This window comes from Mesotoga sp. H07.pep.5.3, from assembly GCF_002752615.1.
GTDB lineage: Bacteria > Thermotogota > Thermotogae > Petrotogales > Kosmotogaceae > Mesotoga > Mesotoga prima.
Genome location: NZ_AYTV01000012.1, coordinates 835,620 through 858,068, shown reverse-complemented (window position 1 = coordinate 858,068; position 22,449 = coordinate 835,620). Strand labels below are relative to the sequence as shown.

The window sequence follows — 22,449 nt, the reverse complement described above, 5'->3', positions numbered from 1 at the left end:
GAAAACGGGAACACTTCAATGGTTTGAAATAATCTCTTATTCCAACCCACCGGCTCTCCACGCATTCTTCGTGACAGTCATACAGGTATTTCCCGTATGCCCAGAAGTCGGTCGCTGGGGCTTCCGCCTTCTTCGGCACCCTCGCCTTTCGATCCGTCCCGATTCCCTGATGGACGTCTACTCATCTCGGATGCTCCTCCGTTGGGTAGCTTTCGATTGATTATATCACGCTGGTCTGGTGCTCAACTCCCGTAATGAAAACATATCGTTAAGTGATCGTCTCATTTAAGTGCGATGCGGCATCAAAAATCGCAATATGCTTAGCCTTGATCTCAAGAAGCGGAGACTGCTAGAAGCCTCCAGTACCGCCTCCGCCTCCGCCACCGCCGGAGCCTCCACCACTGAATCCTCCACCGCCTCCGGAGCCTTTGCTCGAGGCGGAATAGGCTGCTCTGGTAACACCCGTAAAAGAGCTTACAGCATAGGCAGTAACGGGATAATACATGTATGGATGTCTGCTCTGCTCGTTCCAGACATCTTCCGGAACAATCTTGTTCAGGTTCTTTCTAACGGTGTCCGCTATTCCAAGAGCGGTTGCATAGACGAGATACTCCTCCCAGAGGATGATCGACTCAGGCGGCTTTTCATTGAGCAGAGAGTAGTCTTCGAGATAGTTCTTAAGCCCGAGCCACTTCAGATAGAAGAGCCTTCCCTCCCTTGTCCATCGACCAAATACATCCTTCGGCAGGACCATCATTATCCAGCTGAGGACCCAGATTGCACCGAAGAAGATAAGAGAGAAGATTCTCAAAGGCGCAAGATCGGCGCCTGAATAGAAGGCGAGGAGGATCACACAGACTACGAACATAACGATGGAATAACCTTTGACGATTGCGTTTCCCTTCAGATCAATAAGATGCATCCCCTTGACTGTGTCTTGTACTTTGTTCTTGTACTTTGAGAAATCGCTTGTGAAGATCCTTGCTTCCGATTGCTTCTTAGTAACCGTCTTCTTCACTGCAGAGAAATCAAATACGTTTCCTGTGTCATACTTATCTAGAAACTCTAGGAATGCAGCTTCTGTAGGCCTAAGCTTTGAAACGTCGCGGCTCTTTATCACAATTCCCTCAACCTTGTCGCCTTTGCCCTTCTCGAAATCGATGTACTCCCTCCGATAAAGCTCCATTATTGTAGATCCTATCCCGTCGTTGTCTACCATACCGGCAAGGTTCTTGACCGCTGCGTTTATGACATCGGGCGCGTGTTGTGTAGGCAGGTCTCGTTCATATTCCGCGTAATATCCAACGTCCATTTCCCTGCCAAGCTTTCTGTGAGCAAAAATGAGAACAAAGGGTGTCAGCAAACCGATCGCGATCGGGATTATCCATTTTCCAAAGAGGATCTTTCGCCTGACTTCGCTCTCGACCCCGTCTATGTAATTCTTGTCAAAGGCTCCGCCCAAAGCAACATTTCTCATATTCATGGCCATCGCTTGATCTTTAGGAATCACTGCTCTAAACTCGACATATGTCAGTGGAGGCACATTTGTGGCTTCTAGCTCATATGTATTTCCTTCTCTATCCACTTCAACAACGGGATGGGTATAGAATTCAAGGATCTCAAGATTCTCAGGAAAGACGATTGTAGCTGTGATTTCTTTGACCCAGCTTGCAGTATCTTCGCCCCATATCTTCCTGAAAATCTGCGCTATATCTGTACCGACTTCTACAGCCCTTCTTACCGTGTATTTGTAAGTAATGCTTACTCTTTCTTCTCCCTTCACAGGAGAGACGGCACCCGTGTTATACGGGACAAACCAAATCCTTACAGATCGAGCGTCCTGAGAACCAAACGACTCGATGTATTTGATCTCTTTTCCAACTGCAGTTACTTCTATCTCGCTGTATTGACTTCCGGCCCTGTCGGCAGGCAGCTCTCTATAAATACCTCTATATGGTTTCTTGAAAACGTAGTCGATCGTCTCCGTGACCGTCAGAAGACCATTTTCATCTATTTCCATGAGCACATCTGCCTTCTCTATTGAAGTGATTGATGAGAAAGTATCTGAAATACCACCGCTGAAAACGATGACAACGATCCCCCACGTGATCAACCCAATAATTAAACCAATAATCACTCTTGTAACAATCTTCTTCACGAAAGGCCACCTCCCTTGGTTGGATTGTACACTATCACACAGAAAATCATGTGCAAGTTATGTAGACTCCGTCAGGAAGTTAGGAAAAAAAGATGTAAGAGGCAAGAGGGAAGAGGTAGTAAGAGCGATAAGATAGTGAGAGGACTAGATGAACAAGATGCGAGACGCGAAAATCGAGGACAGGCGTCAGGAGCCCGTCAGTCACCATTTTCGCCAGAACGGGATGCCCTACGTGAACTCTACGGGATAACGGCGCGGGAATATCGCGAGATGATACAACACTTTTCTGGGCAGACACTCTTTCTTCAGGTCATCCTGACAATGCTCCTGGTCAGGACCCCTGTCCCTCGCGAAAACGGGACTGCATTTTTCACGAAAGAGCGAGAAGAGGAGAGAGAAGAAGAGTGAAAGAGAGAGAAAGAAAGGGAGAGAAGAGAGAGAAAGAGAGGACGAGACTGAAGAGACGAGATCCCGTATAGGAGCACTACGGGATGACAGTGTGGCGAAATTAGGGAATGACCCTGAACAGAAAACCACAAGCAGGAGCCCTGAACAGGAGCGCTTCAGAGCAGGCTCATTGGAGCATGCTTTTCCTTCACGTCATCCTGACAATACTCCTGGTCAGGATCTCGCTTTTCCGCGAGGCATTTTCACGCAATAATGCTGATAAAGTTATCCAGCTAACGCCTTCAGCAGCTTCCACACACTGTCATCCCGAACTCGTTTCGGGATCCGGTTTTGATCCTGTCGGAGGACGGTGGACCGTTGACGGACAACCTAGCCCTCTGCAGCGATCAGCGTTTTTTAGCAAGCGTCCAGCGGTTCGTAGATCGGGATGCTGAAACAAGTTCAGACGCGAAGGGCAGGGTATCGATTAAGGGGTATGGGGTCTCGTGAACAGAACCGGCAATCAATTCAGTTTTCAGTGCAACTGAGAAAGTTGTCCCGACATCGGCTTTTGGAATTCCCTCACTCTGTCATCCCGAACTTGTTTCGGGATCTTTGTTTTGCTCCTCTCGGAAAACGGTGGACCGTCGACGGACAACGAAGCCTTCGGCAGCGTTCAGCGGGTTTTCGTTTTTTAGCGTATAGCGGTTCTTAGTGCGAGATCCCGTACAGGAGCACTACGGGATGACAATTTCAGACGATTATGCAGTTCTCTTGTAGGGGCGAACGGCCGTTCGCCCGAAGGAGGTCTTGGTTGGAATCTCTGCCTTTTACGCGAAAAAGGGACAGACCATAGGAGCCGGTCAGTCCCTATTTTCGCTCTCGTCTTCTCGTGAGCGCAGCGAACGTCTCAAATGTGTTCTTTCTCAGCTTTTCCAAGCGTCCAGCGGTTCTTCCTTAGGTTAGACAATGACTGACAAGGACCTTCCAGAGTCTTCAAAGAAAAATGAGCGGATCATTTCGAACATGAGGTAAAATACAGAGTATAGGCTAGGGGTGAGGTATTTGGAATTTAGAAAGATGAGGAGATCGGAGAAGGAGGTTCCCGAAAACGAGGCTCGAGAAATGCTCAAAAAGGGTTCGTTTGGGGTTCTTTCGACTGCCGATATGAATGGAATGCCTTACGGGGTGCCGGTAAATTATGTGTACGAAGACGGTAGGATTTTCATTCACTGTGCTTCTTCCGGGCACAAACTCGATAACATTTTTCAAAACAGCCATGTTTCCTTTTGTGTGGTCGAATACGCGAAGGTGATTCCTGAGCGTTTCTCTACGAACTTCCGCAGCGCAATTGCTTTCGGAAAGGCTTCAATTGTTGTTAATGATGAAGAGAAGATCGAAGCCCTGCTGAAGCTGGTTTCAAAGTACTCGTCCGACTATGTACATGAAGCAATCAACGAAATTAATAACTCTCTGGAAGCCACTTCCATTATCAGAATAGATGTTCTTCATTTGACGGGAAAGTCCGCAAATGGATAGTTTTTCTATTAAGGATTAGCAAGATAGCTTCTGGATGAAATTATGTTCGGTAAATTCGAGAACTGCTAGTTGGGGATTTGATCGGATTACGCAGTTTCGAGTATTTCGATTCTTCTGACTAAAGAAGCCATCTTCTTGTTATAATTCCGATGAATGATCTCTCTGGAGGCGATGGATGATGAACAGGGACACAATTATTAGAATAATAATTGGGGCAATAATGGTTCTTCTCGGTATTCTCACAATATTCGTAAAATCCTTCACTTTGAATCTCTGGCTTTTACTCATATGGATTCCCGCAGTATTCATGGAGTACAGAGCCTTCTCTGGAAGGGACAGGAATCTCTTCGTCCCTGCGGGAGTACTGATTACGATAGCGGTAATTCTAAGTCTAAATGTTATCTTCCCGGGTTTCATTACCGAAGGCGGTTGGGCACTGTTTATCGCCGCACCTGCTGTGGGTCTTTTTCAATCTTACTTCGGAACAGAAGAGAAAGACAAAGGTGTTCTGACGGCAGCTTCTTTCTTGTCTGCTTTGTCAATACTGTTCCTGCTTATATCGGTTGCACCCACAGTGCTGGGAATTTTCATTGGGATAGTGTTGCTCGGAGTCGGAGGTTTGGTAGTTTATAAGAATCTGAGAACAATCAAAAGATAGGAGGAACATACATGAAGGCCATGATTTTAGCAGCCGGGGCCGGAACGAGATTGAGACCGTTGACAAACAGGCTACCGAAACCGATGCTCCCGATCATTGAGAAACCGGTTATCGAATTCATATTAGAACTCCTTTCGAAGTATGACGTAAAGGAGATCATGATAAATGTCTCGCACCTTGCAAGCGTTCTTCAGAATTACGTGAGGAGTGGATATAGATTCGGGGTGAGGGTCGGCTATTCCTTCGAAGGTTACTTTGAAAAGGGACTGCTCGTCCCTGAGCCGGTAGGATCTGCAGGTGGGCTGAAAAAGATCCAGGAAGAGTCGGGTTTTTTCGATGAGACGTTCGTGGTACTCTGCGGTGACGCGATAGTCGACTTCGATCTGGCCGAAGCCTTCGAGTTTCATAAGGCCAGCAGATCAGTTGCCACAATTATCTCTAAAGAGGTTCAGATAGACAAGGTTTCTAACTACGGGATAATCGTATCTGACTCTTCTGGCCGAGTCGAGTCCTTTCAGGAGAAACCACCCGCAGAGAAAGCAAAATCCAACCTTGCAAATACGGGGATATATATCTTTGAGCCTGAGGTTTTAGCGTACATTCCAAAGAATCAGTTCTTCGACATAGGGGGAGAGTTGCTGCCACTTCTCGTCCAGAAAAAGGAAAGGGTTTTCTCTCTCCATACAAAGATAGACTGGTACGATATCGGGCGCAATTCAGATTATCTCGAAATACTCGCGAAGGCGCTTGGGGGAGAAATCAAGGGATTCAAACCGTCTGGAAAAGAAGTGACCGAGGGCCTGTGGAGAGGTACAGGATCGCTCCTCGAAAAAACGACGAAGATAATAACTCCGGTTTATATTGGGCCGGGATCTGTAGTAGAAAAGAACGTGAAACTGGAAGGTCCGGTAATGATCGGCGCAAATTGCAGGATCCATGAGGATGTTGAACTAAGCAATGTCTTCCTTGGGGATTACGTCAGGATAAAGCCGGGTTTCAAGGCGAAAAATCTTCTTATTACACCGGAGTATTATGTTGGGTCCGATGGAAAGGGTGGAATGATTGCCGACTCCAATCTGAAGCGCTATGTCTCTGACGTTAGAACTATGGAGGCCAGTCCCGCTGACAAGTAGAGAGGTTTCTCATGCTACAATTGTCCATACGTTTTTTTGAGGAGTAGCCACATGTTGAAGATTGTCAGAGTCACTAGCCGGCAGGATAGGAAAGAATTCACTGATCTGCCAGAGAGATTGTACAGAGATTATCCGCTCTGGGTCCCGCCTTTTAGCCATGAAATCAAGGCCATACTGAGAAGCAGGGGTTCACAGCTTCTCGCAAATGGTCCTCATGATTTTTTCATCGCGAAGAATGATAACGAAGTTAAGGGAAGAATCGCCGTTGGTATAGAACAAGTAATGAACAACGAAAAGTCAGTAAAACATGCTTACTTCACATTATTCGAATCGGTAGACGACAGGGAGGTTGCCGAGGCGCTTTTGAGGACTGCCGAAAGTTGGGCGAGGAACAAAGGAATGAACTTTCTCAAGGGACCCGTTTCTCCAACGAACGGAGATGACTACAGGGGACTCTTGGTAGACAACTTCGATGACCCTCCTGCCGTATTGATGCCATACAATCCTCCTTATTACGCAAGCTTCTTCGACAGTTTCGAGATCTATCTGAAGTATCTTGCCTTCAAGTATGACCTCGCAAACGTTATCTCAGAGCGAGAGATAAAGTTCACAGAGATCGCCATGGATCGCTATAAGTATCGAGTGGAAGAGGCAAATTTCAGTAGAATAAGAGAAGTTTCAGCCGATCTTCAGAAGATTATGAAGGAATCGATTCCAAACTGGGAGGAAGACATACTGCCCCCTACATACGACGAGCTATATGACATGGCAAAGACGCTTAAGCTGGTGGCCGATCGAAGAATGGTGGTTATTGCAAGGTCAGGAGAGAGACCGATCGGCTTCTTCGTTGCGCTTCCAGATTTCAGCCCGATTATTAGAGAGATCGAAGGAAGACTCCTCCCATTTGGCTGGTACAAATTTCTCAGGCTGCGGAAGTCACTGGAACGAGCGAGGGCAGCCATCCTCTTCGTAGTTCCCGATTTCAGAAACAAGGGAGTACCTTCGGCGATGTTTTTGAGGGCTTATAGAAACATACAGAACATGGGTTTCAAGGAGATAGAAGGTTCTTCAATCAGTTCAATGAATTCCACCATGATTGCCAATGCGAGGCGCGCCGGCGGAAAGGAATACAAGCATTACATCGTTTACGGAAAGAGTCTGTTGAAGAGACCCCTTTCTCTCAGTGAGATATATGGCCCCGCGGCGAGTAGGTATGTTCCAAAAGGCCAACGGAACTCTGAAAGAGTTCTTGAAAGGATCTGAACTCAGCGGAACTCTGCGCTTCAAAAGGCTTCTGCCAATGAAGATACTCAAGGAAAACGAGAAGCCTCTTGTAAATAGTGAGGTAGTTCAGATCTCGCTCATCTCGAAAGTCACCGGCTCTGTATGCTGCCAGGACCGCCCCCAGAAGACCCGAAGGCGAGTAGGCGATCAGTCTTTCGACTTCGAGAAAGTCAGCCATCTCTTCGAGAACCGATGAGACTAGCTCGCTTGTTCTCATGTATGGCCTTTTCAACGTACTCTCCAGCCAGGGAATGAATTGTCGGTAGTAATGGTACTCGGCGCACTCGCCTTTTACTCCGTCAAGTCCCAGTAGTTTCAGGGCTTCGATTCGAGACTCACTGTCAAGGGACAGGAAATGGTCCCGCAACGGATCGTCATCCCCGAATATGAAGTATTTTTCGCCCCGTAAGACTTCATAAGCCTTCATCGTATCGAGATAACCACAAATAAGATAATTCTTCGAGACTTCGGAATCGAACGTCATGACTGTTCCAAACTGTTCGGAAGGTTGAATGAGCGTCACATCCATTCCGTCGGTAAACATATTTACGTAAGCTAGAGAGTCTCCGAAGTACATGCCAATAAGGTCAACGGCTACGACATTCCTGTGACCCCTTTCTTTCGCCATGAAGAGCGGAAAATTCGAGTAAACACCGCCGTCTATGAAGACCTCTCCATCTATCTCTTCTCTTGTGAAGGCAGGGAAGTTTGCGCTTGCCAGAACAAAGTCAACAAGCTTTCCTTCTGGTATGGAGGCTTTGTAAAGAGCATAGGACTTCATTTCACTCAGTGAGTAGAGGACTATTCCAAGTTCAATCTCGCTCTCTCTTACCTCTTCCTCAGCAATGAGCTCCTTCATCTTGTTTCTCAACGGTTCTATATCAATGCCATTGTTCGAAGTAAGAGCCCTCATTGCAGATGCCAGTTCAAGAGTGTCAAGCTGCGCAATATTCCCCTGAATCAGTTCATATAGTTGCGGAGAGGCATTCATGAGCTCCAAGTAATCCATACTGCACCACAAGTCCCTGGCCGCCTCAAATCCTTCGCTTATCAATCCGGCGGCATTCAAGGCCCCGACAGAGGCCCCATAGATCCCCTCGATATCCTGTCCTAGGTCCAGCAGAGCTCCATAAACCCCGACCTCGTACGCCCCTCTACCTCCGCCACCTGAAAAGACGACTGCAACGGGCATGGCAGTACTTGCAACGGCAAACAAGAGCATAATGGCAACAATCTTTCTCATAATCCTTCTCCGGTGTTGGTTTGGATTCGGAAAAGCTGAATTGATGATATTATTATACATTGGAGAGGAAAGACTCTTGAAATGCTTTTCGGAAATTCATCGCACTTTCCCCTGAAATGTTGTATGATATTAAGTTAGTTTAGCGGACTAGAGAGGCGATTGTTTTGATAAGAGACTTCTTGAAACACAACTGGCCAAGGTACCTCTATGGTTCAATCTTTCTTATTCTTGTCGATCTGCTCATGTTGGTTACTCCAAGAGTGATAGGAATGATTGTAGATGAGATCAGGGGTGGCGCCCAAGATCTTAACCTCGTCGGGCTATTGATACTGGCCGTGATAGGCGTAGCTTTTGGGCTGTTCATAACTAGATTGCTCTGGCGCATATTCATAATGGGAGCGGCTCGGAGATTCGAATACTATACTCGGAAGACCCTTTTCGAGAAACTTCTTACGCTTTCACCGACGTTCTACGACAAGACTAGAGTAGGCGACCTGATGGCCAGGTTCACGAACGATGTCAACGCCGTTCGAATGGCTATGGGCCCGGCCATTGTAATGATCATAGATGCTGTCTTTCTAGTTACAGTCACAATCATCGCCATGGGACTATTTACGAACTGGAGTTTGACATGGATCTCGATTGCCCCTCTCCCAGCTCTCGCAGTTGTTTCTACGTTTTTCGGAAAGATGATCCATAAAAGATTCAAATTGGTTCAAGCTTCCTTTTCCGATCTAACCGATACGATAGAGGAATCGATTTCGGGTGTTCGCCTGATAAAGAGCTACGGTATAGAAGACCTGAGAAACGAGACTCTCACGGAAAAGTCGAATCTCTACGTAGACAAGAATATGAATCTAGTCAAAGTCTGGGGAATGTTCTTCCCTTTGACTCAGACCCTCTCGATGCTGGGCTCTGTACTGGCCACGCTGTTTGGTGGACGAATGGTAATACTCGGGCAGATAACTCTGGGAGAGTACATAACATTCACATCATATCTTGGAATGCTTGTCTGGCCTATGACCGCGTTTGGATGGGTTATAAACATTATCCAGAGAGGAAGGGCCTCCTACAGAAGGCTTATGGAAGTCCTTGAAGAAGAGAACAATATTACTACGAACGATCCAATCGAAGTCGTGAGCTTTGAGGGCCACGTCGTGATGAAGAACCTGACCTTCACCTATCCCACTGGTACAAGACCGGCGCTGGAAAACATTGATTTCGAAGTTAAACCGGACTCCAAGATAGCCATAGTAGGAACGACGGGATCCGGCAAATCGACAATGGCAAAGCTTATAGCCAGGCTGTATCCCGTTGAAGAGGGGATGCTTTTTATCGACGGTGTAGATATCAACAATCTTAGACCCGAAGCGATTAGAGACAACGTTGCGTATGTTCCACAGGAGACATTCCTCTTTTCAGAGACAGTAGGAAACAACATTCGATTCGGAAATATGGAGATCTCGGATGAAGAGGTCGAAAGGTACGCTAAGGTTGCCTCGATTCATGAAGATATTGAAGGTTTTAGCAAGGGATACAAAACCATTGTCGGAGAGAGAGGCGTAACGCTTTCCGGAGGTCAAAAACAGAGAATCTCTATAGCAAGAGCACTGATTAAGGAGGCGCCTCTAGTAATTCTTGACGACTGTCTTTCCGCCGTAGATACCGAGACAGAGGCTGAGATTCTGAAGTCCCTTAAAGAATCCGAAATCAACAGGTCGATAATCGTTATTTCCCACAGGCTGAAGGCTGTTGTGGATTCCGACGAGATATATGTTCTCCATGACGGAAGAATCGTGGAAAAGGGAGCCCACGCGGATCTCGTAGAGGCCGGAGGGTTGTATCAGAGGATGTACGAGAGACAGATGCTCGAAGAAAAGCTCGAGGAGGAATAGTCGTGGCAGAAAACGTTTATAGCGAAATAGAAGAAAAACTCAAAGTTGAAGACTGGCGGGTAGTCTTTAGACTTTGGAAGTACACAAAGCCATACGTTCCTATTCTTATTCTCGCATTGGTTTTGATCGCTGCCTCGACGGCTCTCGACCTACTGCCTCCACTGCTTATGAGAAAGGCAATAGACGATTACATGGACAATCAGTATTCTCTCGTCGTTGTCGAGGAGGGCGATTCATACAGTTTTGTCCAGTCGGAAGAGGGTACCTTTTATCTTCAACAGGACGAGTCCGGAATGTATAGCGTTACCGATGGGACGACCACTTATCCAATTACCGAAAAGCAGCTGACCGAACTAAGAGTTGAGGATCTCAATGGGATAGGACAGATCGCAATTTTCATGAGTCTCATTCTCTTTTCGCTTTTCTTCGTCAATTATGGACAGGTCTACGCGACATCTTACATGGGGCAGAAGATCACACACGGAATTAGAGTCGATCTCTTTCGACACCTGATCAGAGTCCCTATGAGATTCTTCGATACCAACCCCAGCGGAAGGCTTGCCACAAGGGTGGCAAACGATACAGAGAACCTTGCCGAGTTCTTTACCAGTGTTATAACATCTATGGTGAAGGATGTTCTTTTACTCGGCGGAATAATCATAATAATGCTCAACCTCTCGACGTATCTCGGCTTGATAACGGTGGCAATTCTCCCGGTGATTGCCGGCGCGATCTTTATCTTCAGATACTTCGATAGGGTAGCGTATAGAAAGGTGAGAACCCGGCTCGCAATAATCAATGCATTCCTCGCCGAACACATCTCCGGGATGTCCATAACGCAGCTTTTCAATCAAGAAGAGAGGAAGAAGAAGGAGTTCGACACCGTCAATAAGAGCCATTTCAAGAGCCTGATGGAGCAGCTATGGGTCTTCGCCATTTTCAGACCGCTGCTTGACCTCCTCTACTACGTAACGATAGCGATTGTTATTTGGTTCGGGGTGAAGAGCATTATTGGAAATACTCTCGCCTTCGGAGTACTGGTAGCCTTCATCTCATATATCGACATGTTCTTTCGGCCACTTCAAGACATCGCAGAGAAGTACGACATCGTGCAGAATGCAATGGCCTCTGCAGAGAAGATCTTCAAGTTGATGGACGAAGAGGAAGAGAAATATAATTCGAACGAGTCAGGAGTCAAATCACTCGAAGGCGCGGTAGAGTTTGAAAATGTAACTTTCGCATACGACGGGGAGCACAAAGTTTTGAAGGATATAAGCTTTTCGGTTCGTCCAAAAGAAAAGATCGCCTTCGTCGGAGAAACCGGCGCAGGAAAGACTTCAATAATAAGTATCCTCACAGGGCTTTACAAGATTCAGTCGGGGAAGATAAAGATAGATGGCAGGAACATCTACGATTACAACCTTCAGAGTTTTCGAAAGAAAGTCGGCGTTGTTCTCCAGGATGTGTTCCTCTTTTCCGGGAGTATTCTCGACAACATACGCCTCTTCGATAAGACCGTCAGCAGGGAAAAAGTGATCGAAGCGGCGAAGTACGTTTATGCACACCATTTCATAGAGCGTTTGCAAGACAAGTACGACACAGTTATTCTGGAGAGAGGCGGAACGCTCTCCGCTGGCGAAAGACAGCTGATAGCCCTTGCAAGGGCTGTAGTTTTCAATGCTGATATTCTTGTTCTCGATGAAGCCACTGCAAACGTCGACACGGAAACCGAGGCGCTCATTCAGAAGGCTATGGAGAGGATATCAAAGGAAAAGACAATGATCACGATTGCCCACAGACTTTCGACGATCAGAAATGCGGACAGAATCATGGTGATTCACAAGGGCATGCTTGTAGAGTCGGGAACACACGAGGAGCTGCTTTCAAAGGGCGGAATATACTCGGATCTTTACAGGCTTCAGTATGAGCTGGGTGATATCGCCTAGGAGTCAGAGCGTTCTTCGTGATCGCTGTCATCTGTTGTCTTTTCAGGTTCTATCCCTTCAATATCGCTGAGGTCAATCATTGAGCTGGGCAGGTCGAGTCTCAAAGGCTCGGCTTCTTCTCTCTTCTTCCTCGATCTCAGTTGAAGGACCGGGAACTCGTAGGGCCTGGTGGCCATTCTTCTGCCTACCGTAGACATCGAGTTGAAGAAGACCTGAGTAACGGTCTTGATCTTAGGTGTCTGTACACGCCTAAGAAGAAGAAAAGACAAGAACCTAAACGATGCACCGACCAAAAAGATAACCTGGATACCAAAGAACTCCATTCCAAAAATCGTAATGCTCTTGCCCTTAAGATAAGAGGCTATGAATCCTCCCAGCAGGGAACCACCGAGAGCACCTATGCCGTTGAGAAAAGCCTGTACTGCAACGTACGACTCAACGGAGTAACCTCTAATCATTCCCATCATCATCGTGAAGAGACAGAGGTTTATTGCGCTCCAGACAACTCCAGTTACGATGGCATCTACCGGTAAGAGAAAGACCGCTGTTTGTGGAGTCACAAACACCCACATCAGTGCTAGACAAGTCGCCCCGAGAATCCCAAATTCCGCTACCGACTGATGACCTATTTGATCGGATATCTTTCCCCACAATACGTACATCAGCATGGAAGTGAGAGAGGCGACTATGCTCAAAATGCTCAGATACGAGTAACTGACTTTAAGATTGACCAACTGATGGTATGCGTAGAATGGGCCAGAAATAGTTATCGCAAAATTCCAGACAAAGGCAAATTTGAGGTACTGCCTGAACTTGAGATTCGAAAATACCTCCTTGAACATTCGTCCACGGCCAAAGGTCTTTACGGGCGGTGCGTAGTGCATTTTCAAAAGGAATATTGTTGTTATCGCAAAGGCAGTAGCCATAGACGTCACAATAATGAATCCGAGAGAGCCTTCGTAACGGTCGAGGATCAATGAATACACAGGTGTGATCAGCATTGTGCTGAGTGAGAGAATCAGGTTCCTCCTACCGTAATACTTTCCCGTCGTTTCCGGATCAATCACGTCGCCCATTATAGATGCCCAGAACGTCCCCACGAGTGAGTTGCCAAAGGCAACTAAGCCAAGAAGAACAAGGAGTAGTGACTGAGCTCTTATCCCTAAAGCAAGGGTAACTGGAATAAATGCAATAGGGATTCTACCGAGGAGCGCACTGAAAAGCAAAGCCTTCTTTCTGTCTTTAAACAGCTTCAAGACAAGAGGCGCGGCCAGCTGAACAAGCTGCGCCAGCGTTGGCAGAACGCCGATTATCGCTATTAGCATCTCCGACGCGCCGTATTCGAGAGCAAGTCCGGTAACGATGAAGCCCTGAGTTACAAGAAATGCGAGATTGAAGAAGGAGCCTTCAATAATCGCGAGTTTTCTTGTTCTTCTGTATTCGTGTTTGTTGTAGCCCAGGTAGTCGTCCATTATTGCTCCCGTCGAAAACAAAATGAAGTAGATTCATTTGAGAGTTTAACACCGAAAGAATCGTCCGTGTCGCTTTATCGAAACTGTTGCGTTTCATTTTTTAGAAGTGTCCAAAAAACCTCGAAGCAACTGCGTTCAAGAAATGAAGCTATTACGAAAGGAAGAGCAGGGTAACGATTATAGGGTCTCGTGTTCGGTGAGATGATGATCTGCTAAGCAGAGGAAAGCGAGGTTAGTACCAAGAGGTCAGAAATACGAAGATCGAGATGCTGAACCAAGTTCAGATGACGTGAAGAGCGAGGTATCGATAACAGGGTATGGGGTCTCGTGAAGAGAACCGGCAATCAGCTCAGGGTTTCAATGCAACTGAGAAAGTCATCCCGACATCGGCTTTTGGAAGTTCCTCACTCTGTCATCCCGAACTTGTTTCGGGATCTTTGTTTTGATCCTCTCAGAGGACGGTGGACCGTTGACGGACAACGCAGCCTTCAGCAGCGATCAGCGTATTTAAGCAAGCGTCCAGCGGTTCTTAGATCGGGATGCTGAAACAAGTTCAGCATGACTGAATGCGGCGTTTCCGAAATGACCACACATTGTCATCCCGAACTCGTTTCGGGATCTAGGTGTTGATCTTATCCAAGGACGGGTCCTTGATCTTGGACGGGCGACGAAGGACGGGTCTTGTCAGCGCTCAGCGGTTCTTAGATCGAGATTCTGAACCAAGTTCGGCATGACGCGAAGGGTAGGGTATCGATTACAGGGTATGGGGTCTGGGGTGGTGAAAAGAACGATCGACTCTGCAATTATCCTTTGCAGCCTGCGCTTATGAGCATCTCTTAGGTCATCCCGTTGAGCCTGCCCTGAAAAGACTCTGTTCAGGCAAAATGCACGGGATCTCGCATCTCTAAGAACCGCTCTTCGCTGGTCGCTGAACGCTAGGAAGAGCCATTACTGGCCGTGACTGAGCAAAAATAGGGACTGACGATCCTCTTTACGTCTTGCCCGGTTTCGCGTGTTATGCGTCTGCCCCTCTCCTCTTCTTGCTCTTCCGAAGGACGGGTTCATGGTCTTGGACGAAGGACCAAGGACGGCTCTTCCGCTCCTTAACTAACCAAGAGTCTGGACGCAAAGCGTCGGAACGAATAACCGTTCTTTTCTCACGGTCTTGCTTTTGAAGGACTAGGAACGTTTTTCATGGGGCGTGCTATATGATCATGATCCATGGTCTGTGGACCCTGAAGCTTTCGAGTCTGACTTTTACTTTCGGGAAGTCTTCTCCAAGCGTTAGAAATTCCGCCGTTCCGTCTGAATTGAGCAAAACGGTATCTTCGCTTAAAAGGCCCCCAATAAGTGGGTTCAGTACATAAGTGGCGGGATGTTTCATCGTGATCTGTGAATCGGGAGCGAAAAGAAAGGTGTTCTTTGTGTAACCGTTTGTGCCTCCCGGACTGTAATACGCTACCTCATCGGCAGCATTGAGAGAAGCATAAGCGTTTTTTATCTCCTCAAAGACCTCACCCATAGTTCTTGCTCTCATTATCGCTACAGCTCCTTTTGCCGCAATTCCAGAAGCCCTCTCGTGTCCTTGTTCAAGCTCTTGTGGGACTGCTCCGAAGTGGAAATATCTGCTCAAAGAAACTGAAAGCCCCTGCTTCCTGATCGTTGCTCTCAGCATGAGATATCTACTGATCTTCTTTGCAGTGGAGACTGGATAAGGCGATTTGGAGATTCTTTCGTCCGATGCTATGCAAAGAGTCGGTACTTCAAGTCCCGACTCGATAAATATCGCTCTAAGGACTTTCTCGACTTCCAGTTCGGTCATTCCCGGCTGGAGTTCAGGAGCAAATTCGCAGATGATGTTTTCAGTAAGTTTCCCTGTGACTCGCAGGCGCAGGATCTCTCTTTCACTAAGAAGTTGGGTTTTCTCATAGAAGCTCCTGCCAATTGGAACATAGTTCGAAGAGGAGAAGAAGAGATCACTATCGACGGCAACTTTCGAGAACTTACTGCAGATACTCCCAACAGATTCTACGGAATTAGAAAATCCATCAAAGCCCATAATCTCCACGTCTTTGGGAAGGACTTCGTCTCTGATTCTATCTATATCATATCTTGGGCACAGAGCAATTACCATTGAGTTTGTCACCAAAAGCCAGAAAGCAGCGAGTTCAGTGGAGATGTCAACTCTTGGGTCTACCTCACCTTCGAAGAACCACTGTATATTGGAATTTCTCGTGAACAATACTGCTTCAGCAGAGGCTTCATCGATATATGCTTTGACTATGTCATGTCTCGCCAAACAAACCCCTCCAGCGTTCTCTAAACCTATTCTATCAGAGGTAATGGGAAATCTATAGAAGAAGTCAAATTTCGCAGGCATTTTTGAGGTAAGGATAAACATTACTCCTAGAGGTTTTGGAAAGATTACGAAAGACTTCAATTATTAGCGATATGGTATAATTACTGTAATTTCTGTACGTGTTGTTCAGAGCAGCTCTGCAGTGATTGTTCTTTTTGTGTTCAGCTTTAGATAAAGGAGGGGATTTAATGGCAATTGGCGAGTATGTGAAGAGTGCTGACTGGAAAAGCGAGAAACATGTGCCGGTAATTGAGATTCCCGATTTGGTCAAGCCTGGAGAGGCATTTAATGTACAGATAACGGTTGGTAAGGAGATTTCACACCCAAATACTATCGAGCATCACATCAAGTGGTTTGATCTGTACGTAATGTACGATGATGGCCAGTTCTTGACTCATCTTGGCCACATCGAGTTCACTCCAGTTGCAACGCAGCCCACGGCAGTATTCAATGTGAAACTGGAGAAGTCAGGTTCGTTGATCGCTACCTCTTACTGCAACATTCACGGTCTCTGGGAAAGCAGTAAGAGAGTTGAGTTCTGATTAAGGAGGGGCGGCAAGATGAAGTACAGATGCACTATATGTGGCTATATTTATGATCCGGAAGTTGGAGACCCTGACAACGGTGTAGATCCCGGGACCACCTTTGAGGATGTCCCAGAGGATTGGGTTTGTCCCCTATGTGGAGCTAGTAAAGACGATTTCGAACCAATCGACTGAAATGAGGCGGGAGAATCACTCCCGCCTTTCTTTACCTCGACGGAGGTGTTAATGTGGGAGATTATGTAATAGCCCTTTCCGGTGAAGCCGGTCAAGGCCTGAATACTATTGGGGATATGCTTGCGCTAAGTCTCTTCAGAAATGGGTATTGTATCTTCACCGACAAGAGTTATCATTCAAGGATCAGAGGCGGCGAGTATGTGTACCGAATTCGAATTTCTGACTCTCCTCTGTATTCGATGAGACAAGAGTTCGATCTTATCGTCTCTCTAAGTAAAAGTACTACTATCTCACAGCTTCAGTACTTTCACGATGGGACGACATTGATATACGATTCCGATTCCGACCACGTGAATTCTAAGGACTTTGATTTCGAAGTCAAAGCAATGGGATTTCCTTTCAAGTCGATAGCCAAAGAAGCGGGAGAGCCGAGAGCCCAGAACGTCGTAGCCCTGGGTGGGATTCTCGGTCTTTTCAATGTCAAGAGGGAGATACCCTCGATGATGATAGAACAGACCTTTTCCGGAAAAGAGGAGATAATTAAGGCCAATCTCGAAGCTCTGAAGAGAGGTTACGATCTTTCATTGCCAATCGAGACTCCCCGGCTCGATGCACAGGAACATAATTACTACCTAATGAATGGAACAGAGGGAACCGGCCTCGGCGCAATCGCCGCGGGATGTAAATTTCTGGCAGCCTATCCGATGACCCCCGGAACCGGTGTTATGACCTTCCTTGCGTCTAACTCCGAAAAACATGGAATAGTAGTTGAACAGGCAGAAGACGAGATCGCCGCAGTGAATATGGTTATAGGAGGAGCTTTTGCAGGTGTACGTTCTCTTGTAACAACATCTGGAGGCGGTTTCGCATTGATGCAGGAGGGTGTATCTCTCGCCGCAATGACCGAGACTCCCCTGGTCATGGTAGACGGTCAGCGTCCCGCACCGGCGACCGGCCTTCCCACGAGAACGGCGCAGGAAGATCTTCTTTTTGTAGTAAATGCAGGTCATGGAGAGTTTCCAAAATATGTGGTCTCGCCGCGGACACCTAAAGAGGCATTCGAGCTTACGGAAAAGGCTTTCTATATTGCCGATAAATATCAGATTCCTTCGATTATTCTTCTCACTGAATCGCTAGTAGATTCCTCGGCCACAATAGAGGCTCCCATTCACAAAGAGGAGTTCCTCCAGAGATTTATCACAGAAGGAAATGAGGAGTACCGCAGATACGAAATTACGGAGAACGGCGTTTCTCCAAGAGCAATACCCGGAGGGAAGGCAACTGCAAGAGTCGATTCCGACGAACACGATGAGGCGGGATACATAACTGAAGATCTAGAGATCAGAAGGAAAATGGTCGATAAGAGGATGAAAAAGATGGAGGGATTGCTCGGCGAGTTGTCCGCACCCGCGAAGTTCAACCTGGATGCTCCTCTGATTCTAGTTGGCTGGGGAGACAGCTGGGGCGCAATAGACGAGTTCGCCATGTCCAGAAAGGATATCGGATACGTACATTACTCCGAGGTCTTTCCTATCGACCCCTCAATAAAAGAAGAACTGGCAGGCAAAAATCTCTGCTCGATCGAAGGAAATTTTACAGGCCAGTTTGCGACTCTACTCAGATCGGTGACCGGTCTGCAGATCGAGCATGTAGGTCGATACGACGGTCGTCCTATAAGCGCAAACTGGATAGAGAGATCTTTGAAGAAGGAGGGGATGATATGAGTTATCTAAGAGAAGTTGAACCTGCATGGTGTCCAGGATGCGGGAACTTTCCCCTCAGAATGAATCTCGCCAGTACCCTGGAGGAGATGGGAGTCGAAAAATCTCACTTCATTATGGTAACCGGCATCGGGCAGGCGGCTAAGATGCCTCACTATCTGGAGATCAACTTTTTCAACGGTCTCCATGGTAGAAGTCTTCCGGCCGCTTTCGCGATAAAGGCTGTCAATCCCGAACTCACTGTTATTGCGGAATCCGGTGATGGTGACATGTACGGAGAGGGTGGAAATCATTTTATCCACGGCATTAGAAGGAATTTTGATGTTACCGTTTTGATTCACGATAATCAGATTTATGGGCTTACTAAAGGCCAGGGATCTCCTACAACGAGAAAGGGTCAGAAGACGAGTTCTCAGCTGCAGGGAGTGATAAACGAACCGCTGAATCCCCTTGCGCTGGCTATTGCTATGGATGCTGCCTTCGTTGGAAGGACCTTCATTGGAGACAAGGAGCACTTTCGAAAGGTTGTTTCGGCTGCGATAAAACACAAAGGCTTCTCAGTCGTCGATATAATGCAGCCATGCGTTACATTCAACAAGGTGAACACTTTCAAGTACTACAAAGACAGGCTCTACGATGTCCATGAAAAAGACGCCAGCTATGATCCTACGAACAAAGTCAAGGCCTTCGAAAAGGCGCTTGAATGGGACGACAAGATCCCCATGGGGATCCTGTACATTAACGAGAAGCCAACATATCATGAGCTTCATCCCGTATTGAAGAAGGGAGTTATCCTTTCAAAAGATAGATCGTCTATCGATGTTCCTACTGAGCTAGAGGCCTTCAGGTAAAGAGAAGAGAGACCCAGGTTAGAACAGGTGAGAGGATCAGGGCCGGGAGAAAGTTGCCGACCCTGATTTCTTTTATCTCAAGTAGTCTGATTCCCAGTGCTAGAAGCATGAGACCGCCGACTCCGGAGAAGTCTCCTAGATACAACGGATCCTGGAGGAAGGAAAGTACTCCCGCAAGAGAGACTAGACCTCCCTGCACGAGATACACGGCTGCCGCCGAAAGAAGTACGCCCTTACCTAGAGCTGCCGATAGCATCATAGAAGAGATTCCGTCCATCAACGACTTTATGAATATAAGTTCATTTTCACCGGAAAGGCCGGCCTTTAGAGATCCAATTACGGTCATGGGTCCCGCTACGAAGAGGACGGATGCCGTGATGAAGCCCTTTACGAAATTCTCGTCATCGTGCTTGTTTCCGGCAAGCCTGCCGATCTTTTCCTCTATATCCAGAGCTTCTCCCAATGCCCCGCCGATAATCAGACTCCCAAGAACGACGAGAACACTGTTAGTATCTAGAAACATCTCTATTCCTAGACCCATTGTGAGAATTCCAATCACGTTGAAGAAGACCTTTCTATAACGGTCCTTCAGAAGTCTTCCTCCGAGCAATCCAAGTATCGAACCTATGATTACAGCAACCGTGTTTACAATGACAGATATATTCAGCATTTCTTTTCTCTCCTGACGAATTCGATCAGCTCTTCATCATTCTCGGGAAAAGCCTTGAAGCGTTTGTAGTAGTCTATCAGATACTTCTCCTTCTCTTCAAGCTGCCTATTATGAAGATTACTGTTGACATAGTCTTCTACTGTAACTAAATATTCAAGGCTGCCGTCTCTCAGATTCATTACATGAGTCGCCATATCCATGAACTCTGCCGGCCAGTGTGTAGAGACAACTATTGTCTTTCCTAACCGGTACTCGGACAGAAGAAGGTTTCTTACTCTTTGAACGGCTCTGTCATCCAGCCCCGATGTCGGTTCATCGAGGAGAAGAATCGCTTTGTCAAGCACGACCATCGATGCAATGGCAAGAAGCCTCTGCTCGCCCCCTGAAAGTGAAAAGGGAGTTCTAGAACTGAATTTCTCAAGGTCGAAGCCAATCACTTCGGTAATCGCCTTCAGTTTCTCAGAACCTTTCTTTCCGGCAGTCTTAAGGCCGAACTCCAACTCTTCCATAACCGTGGGATTGAAGAAACAATCCTCGGGGTATTGGAAGATCATTGAGCTCTTCGAAAAGAGATCTCCGTCTTCGCAGTGAATCTCGCCACCGTCGGGTTCAATCAATCCGCAAAGAAGCTGAAGGAGGGTAGATTTACCGGACCCGGTCCTTCCCGTCAATATGACAAAGGAACCATCTGCAATATCAAAAGTGACCCTCTTCAAGGCGGAAACGTGAGTCCCCTTTCCATGACCTTTGTAGGTGAAGGAAACTTCTCTAACAGTCAGCATGAGACAGCAATCTCGAAGGGGATCGACATCCCCGACTCCTCGAACACGGTAAAGGAATTCCTGAGCTCTCCATAACTCCCATCGAAGAGTTTTCCCTTTCTTCCCAGAATTATGAATCTTTCACAGTTCAGCACTTCGGAAAACCTGTTAGTCGCAAAGAGCATCGATGTCCTCTGCGGAATAACCTCTTCAAGAGTCCGTAGAATCATGTCTCTATCATGCCTGTCGAGCATCGATAACGGTTCATCCAGCAGGAGAAGAGACGGCTCAGATATGAGAGCGGCCGCAAGCGAAACCATTTGACGCTGTCCTCCGGAGAGCGTCAGTATGTCCCTATCTACGATATTTGAGAAGCCAAATTCAGTGACGAAGAGCTCTATCCTTCTACGCGACTCTTCCATAGAAATTGAAAGAGAGCGAAGAGGAAAGAAGAGATTTTCCCGAACAGTAGTACCGAAGAGCACGGTGTCGGGATTCTGAAAGACCATTCCAATTCTTCCGTTTATCATTCTTCTTCCCGATTCAAGTTTTTTCAAACCGGCTACAACCCTTAGCAAAGTAGTCTTTCCGGAGCCGTTCTTGCCGAGCAGAGCTATGCGTTCGCCCGGCCCAACCTCGAGGCTGAACCTCGAGAGTATCTCGTCGTCGCCCACTTTGACAGTTAAGTTTTCCAGAAGGAGAATGGCATCAGAGCTTTCTGGAGACATAGACCCTAACACCGCCAGATTTTGTCGTGGTTATAACGTTTCCAAATGTCTCTCTCATAATTCCTTCAAGTCTTGAACCACCCTTGTTGTGGTACGCCACTATCTGAAGTGAGCCTCCTTCATTTAGAAACTCAGGAGCCTCTCTTATCATCCTTTGCCATACTGCCTTACCGGCAGCTATCGGGGGATTTGAAAGAATGGAATCAAAGCTTGTCCCTTCCCACGGAGAGAAGAGGTCGCCTTTGCGAATGTCCGCTAGGATATTGTGATCTCTCGCATTGATTTTTGAAAAGGTCAAGGCTCTGGTATTGACATCGCTCATGTGGAGGTTCAGATCTGGCTGTTCCAGCTTGAGTGTGATGCCTACCACGCCGTAACCGCAACCCAGATCGAGAATGCTCTCCTGACCTTCAAGAATGCAGTTCTCTATTAGCAGGAGTGAGGCCCTATCTGCCTTACCAAAAGCAAATACTCCCTCGGGACTCCTGAATGTATAAGAATGGCCGTTTCTAAGGCGAAGATAAACGGGCCGGATGCTCTTCGGCGGCTCGGTCTGATCTGTGTAGTAGTGTTGAAAGTCTTCCTTCATCCAAGCCTTCCCAGCTTTCTTCCTCCGAGTATGTGGAAGTGAAGATGTTCTACTTCCTGTCCGGAATCACTGCCCTGGTTAACGATCAACCTGTAGCCACTTGATTTTATGCCCTTCAGTTCAACTATCTGTTCTACGAGTTCAAAAAAGCTTTTCATGCAATCAATATCATACTGTGCCAGCTCTTCAAGGCTCTTCACATGTTTGCGAGGCACTACCAGAACATGAGTGGGAGCAACGGGATTAATGTCGTCAAAGGCAACGAACCAGTCATTTTCCCCCACGAAATTACTCTTGATTTCTCCACTGGCAATCTTGCAGAATATGCAGTCCACC

19 protein-coding genes and 1 riboswitch are annotated in these 22,449 nt (G+C 47.0%); of the genes, 10 read left to right on the top strand and 9 right to left on the bottom strand.

The window, feature by feature from the left end:
• Positions 1-42 precede the first annotated feature (42 nt).
• A riboswitch (Lysine riboswitch) is annotated at positions 43-209 on the bottom strand.
• A gap of 140 nt (positions 210-349) precedes the next feature.
• Positions 350-2,158 (bottom strand): DUF2207 domain-containing protein, encoded by a 1,809-nt coding sequence (locus tag V513_RS07835; protein ID WP_099772266.1) that lies wholly within the window; start codon positions 2,156-2,158, stop codon positions 350-352.
• A 1,452-nt stretch (positions 2,159-3,610) separates the two neighbouring features.
• Between V513_RS07835 and V513_RS07825 the strand changes: the two genes are divergently transcribed.
• From V513_RS07825 to V513_RS07810, 4 genes are all read left to right on the top strand, one after another.
• Complete coding sequence (locus tag V513_RS07825) at positions 3,611-4,084, top strand: pyridoxamine 5'-phosphate oxidase family protein (RefSeq protein ID WP_099772264.1); 474 nt, start codon at positions 3,611-3,613, stop codon at positions 4,082-4,084.
• Positions 4,085-4,259: 175 nt separating this feature from the next.
• Positions 4,260-4,742, top strand: a complete 483-nt coding sequence (locus V513_RS07820; protein ID WP_099772263.1) for a hypothetical protein — start codon at positions 4,260-4,262, stop codon at positions 4,740-4,742.
• Between the two features lie 11 nt (positions 4,743-4,753).
• Positions 4,754-5,875, top strand: a complete 1,122-nt coding sequence (locus tag V513_RS07815) for a sugar phosphate nucleotidyltransferase (RefSeq protein WP_099772262.1) — start codon at positions 4,754-4,756, stop codon at positions 5,873-5,875.
• Between the two features lie 51 nt (positions 5,876-5,926).
• Positions 5,927-7,138 carry a hypothetical protein gene (locus tag V513_RS07810; RefSeq protein ID WP_099772261.1) on the top strand — a complete coding sequence of 404 codons (1,212 nt, stop codon included), beginning with the start codon at positions 5,927-5,929 and terminating at the stop codon, positions 7,136-7,138.
• Here V513_RS07810 and V513_RS07805 read toward each other — a convergent pair.
• Positions 7,056-8,402 (bottom strand): patatin-like phospholipase family protein, encoded by a 1,347-nt coding sequence (locus tag V513_RS07805; protein ID WP_099772260.1) that lies wholly within the window; start codon positions 8,400-8,402, stop codon positions 7,056-7,058. The genes V513_RS07810 and V513_RS07805 overlap by 83 nt on opposite strands.
• 164 nt (positions 8,403-8,566) lie before the next feature.
• On the opposite strand from V513_RS07805, the gene V513_RS07800 reads away from it, so the two are divergent.
• Positions 8,567-10,297 carry an ABC transporter ATP-binding protein gene (locus tag V513_RS07800; protein WP_014730796.1) on the top strand — a complete coding sequence of 577 codons (1,731 nt, stop codon included), beginning with the start codon at positions 8,567-8,569 and terminating at the stop codon, positions 10,295-10,297.
• Between the two features lie 2 nt (positions 10,298-10,299).
• Entirely contained in the window at positions 10,300-12,243 is a 1,944-nt protein-coding gene (locus tag V513_RS07795) for an ABC transporter ATP-binding protein (protein ID WP_099772259.1), read from the top strand.
• On the opposite strand, the gene V513_RS07790 is transcribed toward V513_RS07795, so the two are convergent.
• Both V513_RS07790 and V513_RS07780 read right to left on the bottom strand, forming a co-directional pair.
• The gene (locus V513_RS07790) at positions 12,240-13,715 is read right to left on the bottom strand and encodes an MFS transporter (protein WP_099772258.1); all 1,476 of its coding nucleotides are present in this window, start codon (positions 13,713-13,715) and stop codon (positions 12,240-12,242) included. The genes V513_RS07795 and V513_RS07790 overlap by 4 nt on opposite strands.
• 1,204 nt (positions 13,716-14,919) lie before the next feature.
• Positions 14,920-16,014 carry a M24 family metallopeptidase gene (locus V513_RS07780; protein ID WP_099772257.1) on the bottom strand — a complete coding sequence of 365 codons (1,095 nt, stop codon included), beginning with the start codon at positions 16,012-16,014 and terminating at the stop codon, positions 14,920-14,922.
• A 248-nt stretch (positions 16,015-16,262) separates the two neighbouring features.
• On the opposite strand from V513_RS07780, the gene V513_RS07775 reads away from it, so the two are divergent.
• Genes V513_RS07775 through V513_RS07760 form a run of 4 tightly spaced genes read left to right on the top strand, consistent with a single transcriptional unit; the run spans position 16,263 to position 19,365 of the window.
• Positions 16,263-16,616: a class II SORL domain-containing protein gene (locus V513_RS07775; RefSeq protein ID WP_099772256.1), complete on the top strand. Its 354-nt coding sequence runs from the start codon at positions 16,263-16,265 to the stop codon at positions 16,614-16,616.
• A gap of 18 nt (positions 16,617-16,634) precedes the next feature.
• Positions 16,635-16,793: a rubredoxin gene (gene rd, locus V513_RS07770; RefSeq protein WP_006492825.1), complete on the top strand. Its 159-nt coding sequence runs from the start codon at positions 16,635-16,637 to the stop codon at positions 16,791-16,793.
• A 53-nt stretch (positions 16,794-16,846) separates the two neighbouring features.
• Positions 16,847-18,517 carry a 2-oxoacid:acceptor oxidoreductase subunit alpha gene (locus tag V513_RS07765; protein ID WP_099772255.1) on the top strand — a complete coding sequence of 557 codons (1,671 nt, stop codon included), beginning with the start codon at positions 16,847-16,849 and terminating at the stop codon, positions 18,515-18,517.
• Entirely contained in the window at positions 18,514-19,365 is an 852-nt protein-coding gene (locus V513_RS07760) for a thiamine pyrophosphate-dependent enzyme (protein ID WP_099772254.1), read from the top strand. The genes V513_RS07765 and V513_RS07760 overlap by 4 nt, the downstream gene beginning before the upstream one ends.
• Here the strand turns inward: V513_RS07760 and V513_RS07755 are convergent.
• From V513_RS07755 to V513_RS07735, 5 genes are read right to left on the bottom strand one after another with little or no spacing between them, the layout of a single operon-like run.
• Positions 19,358-20,035 (bottom strand): DUF554 domain-containing protein, encoded by a 678-nt coding sequence (locus V513_RS07755; RefSeq protein WP_099772253.1) that lies wholly within the window; start codon positions 20,033-20,035, stop codon positions 19,358-19,360. The two genes, V513_RS07760 and V513_RS07755, sit on opposite strands and share 8 nt — an antisense overlap.
• Positions 20,029-20,817: an energy-coupling factor ABC transporter ATP-binding protein gene (locus V513_RS07750; RefSeq protein WP_099772252.1), complete on the bottom strand. Its 789-nt coding sequence runs from the start codon at positions 20,815-20,817 to the stop codon at positions 20,029-20,031. The genes V513_RS07755 and V513_RS07750 overlap by 7 nt, the downstream gene beginning before the upstream one ends.
• A complete protein-coding gene (locus tag V513_RS07745) occupies positions 20,811-21,524 on the bottom strand; it encodes an ABC transporter ATP-binding protein (RefSeq protein ID WP_099772251.1) in 714 nt (237 codons plus the stop codon). Before V513_RS07745 ends, V513_RS07750 begins: the two co-directional genes overlap by 7 nt.
• Positions 21,505-22,113 (bottom strand): class I SAM-dependent methyltransferase, encoded by a 609-nt coding sequence (locus V513_RS07740; RefSeq protein ID WP_099772250.1) that lies wholly within the window; start codon positions 22,111-22,113, stop codon positions 21,505-21,507. Before V513_RS07740 ends, V513_RS07745 begins: the two co-directional genes overlap by 20 nt.
• Complete coding sequence (locus tag V513_RS07735; protein ID WP_099772249.1) at positions 22,110-22,448, bottom strand: histidine triad nucleotide-binding protein; 339 nt, start codon at positions 22,446-22,448, stop codon at positions 22,110-22,112. Before V513_RS07735 ends, V513_RS07740 begins: the two co-directional genes overlap by 4 nt.
• Position 22,449: the final 1 nt, after the last annotated feature.

Coding starts and splice junctions, on each gene's coding strand:
- V513_RS07775 (WP_099772256.1), top strand. CDS start 16,263: ATGGCAATTGGCGAGTATGTGAAGAGTGCTGACTGGAAAAGCGAGAAA.
- V513_RS07805 (WP_099772260.1), bottom strand. CDS start 8,402: ATGAGAAAGATTGTTGCCATTATGCTCTTGTTTGCCGTTGCAAGTACT.
- V513_RS07745 (WP_099772251.1), bottom strand. CDS start 21,524: ATGTCTCCAGAAAGCTCTGATGCCATTCTCCTTCTGGAAAACTTAACT.
- V513_RS07750 (WP_099772252.1), bottom strand. CDS start 20,817: ATGCTGACTGTTAGAGAAGTTTCCTTCACCTACAAAGGTCATGGAAAG.
- V513_RS07760 (WP_099772254.1), top strand. CDS start 18,514: ATGAGTTATCTAAGAGAAGTTGAACCTGCATGGTGTCCAGGATGCGGG.
- V513_RS07820 (WP_099772263.1), top strand. CDS start 4,260: ATGATGAACAGGGACACAATTATTAGAATAATAATTGGGGCAATAATG.
- rd (WP_006492825.1), top strand. CDS start 16,635: ATGAAGTACAGATGCACTATATGTGGCTATATTTATGATCCGGAAGTT.
- V513_RS07790 (WP_099772258.1), bottom strand. CDS start 13,715: ATGGACGACTACCTGGGCTACAACAAACACGAATACAGAAGAACAAGA.
- V513_RS07740 (WP_099772250.1), bottom strand. CDS start 22,113: ATGAAGGAAGACTTTCAACACTACTACACAGATCAGACCGAGCCGCCG.
- V513_RS07755 (WP_099772253.1), bottom strand. CDS start 20,035: ATGCTGAATATATCTGTCATTGTAAACACGGTTGCTGTAATCATAGGT.
- V513_RS07810 (WP_099772261.1), top strand. CDS start 5,927: ATGTTGAAGATTGTCAGAGTCACTAGCCGGCAGGATAGGAAAGAATTC.
- V513_RS07815 (WP_099772262.1), top strand. CDS start 4,754: ATGAAGGCCATGATTTTAGCAGCCGGGGCCGGAACGAGATTGAGACCG.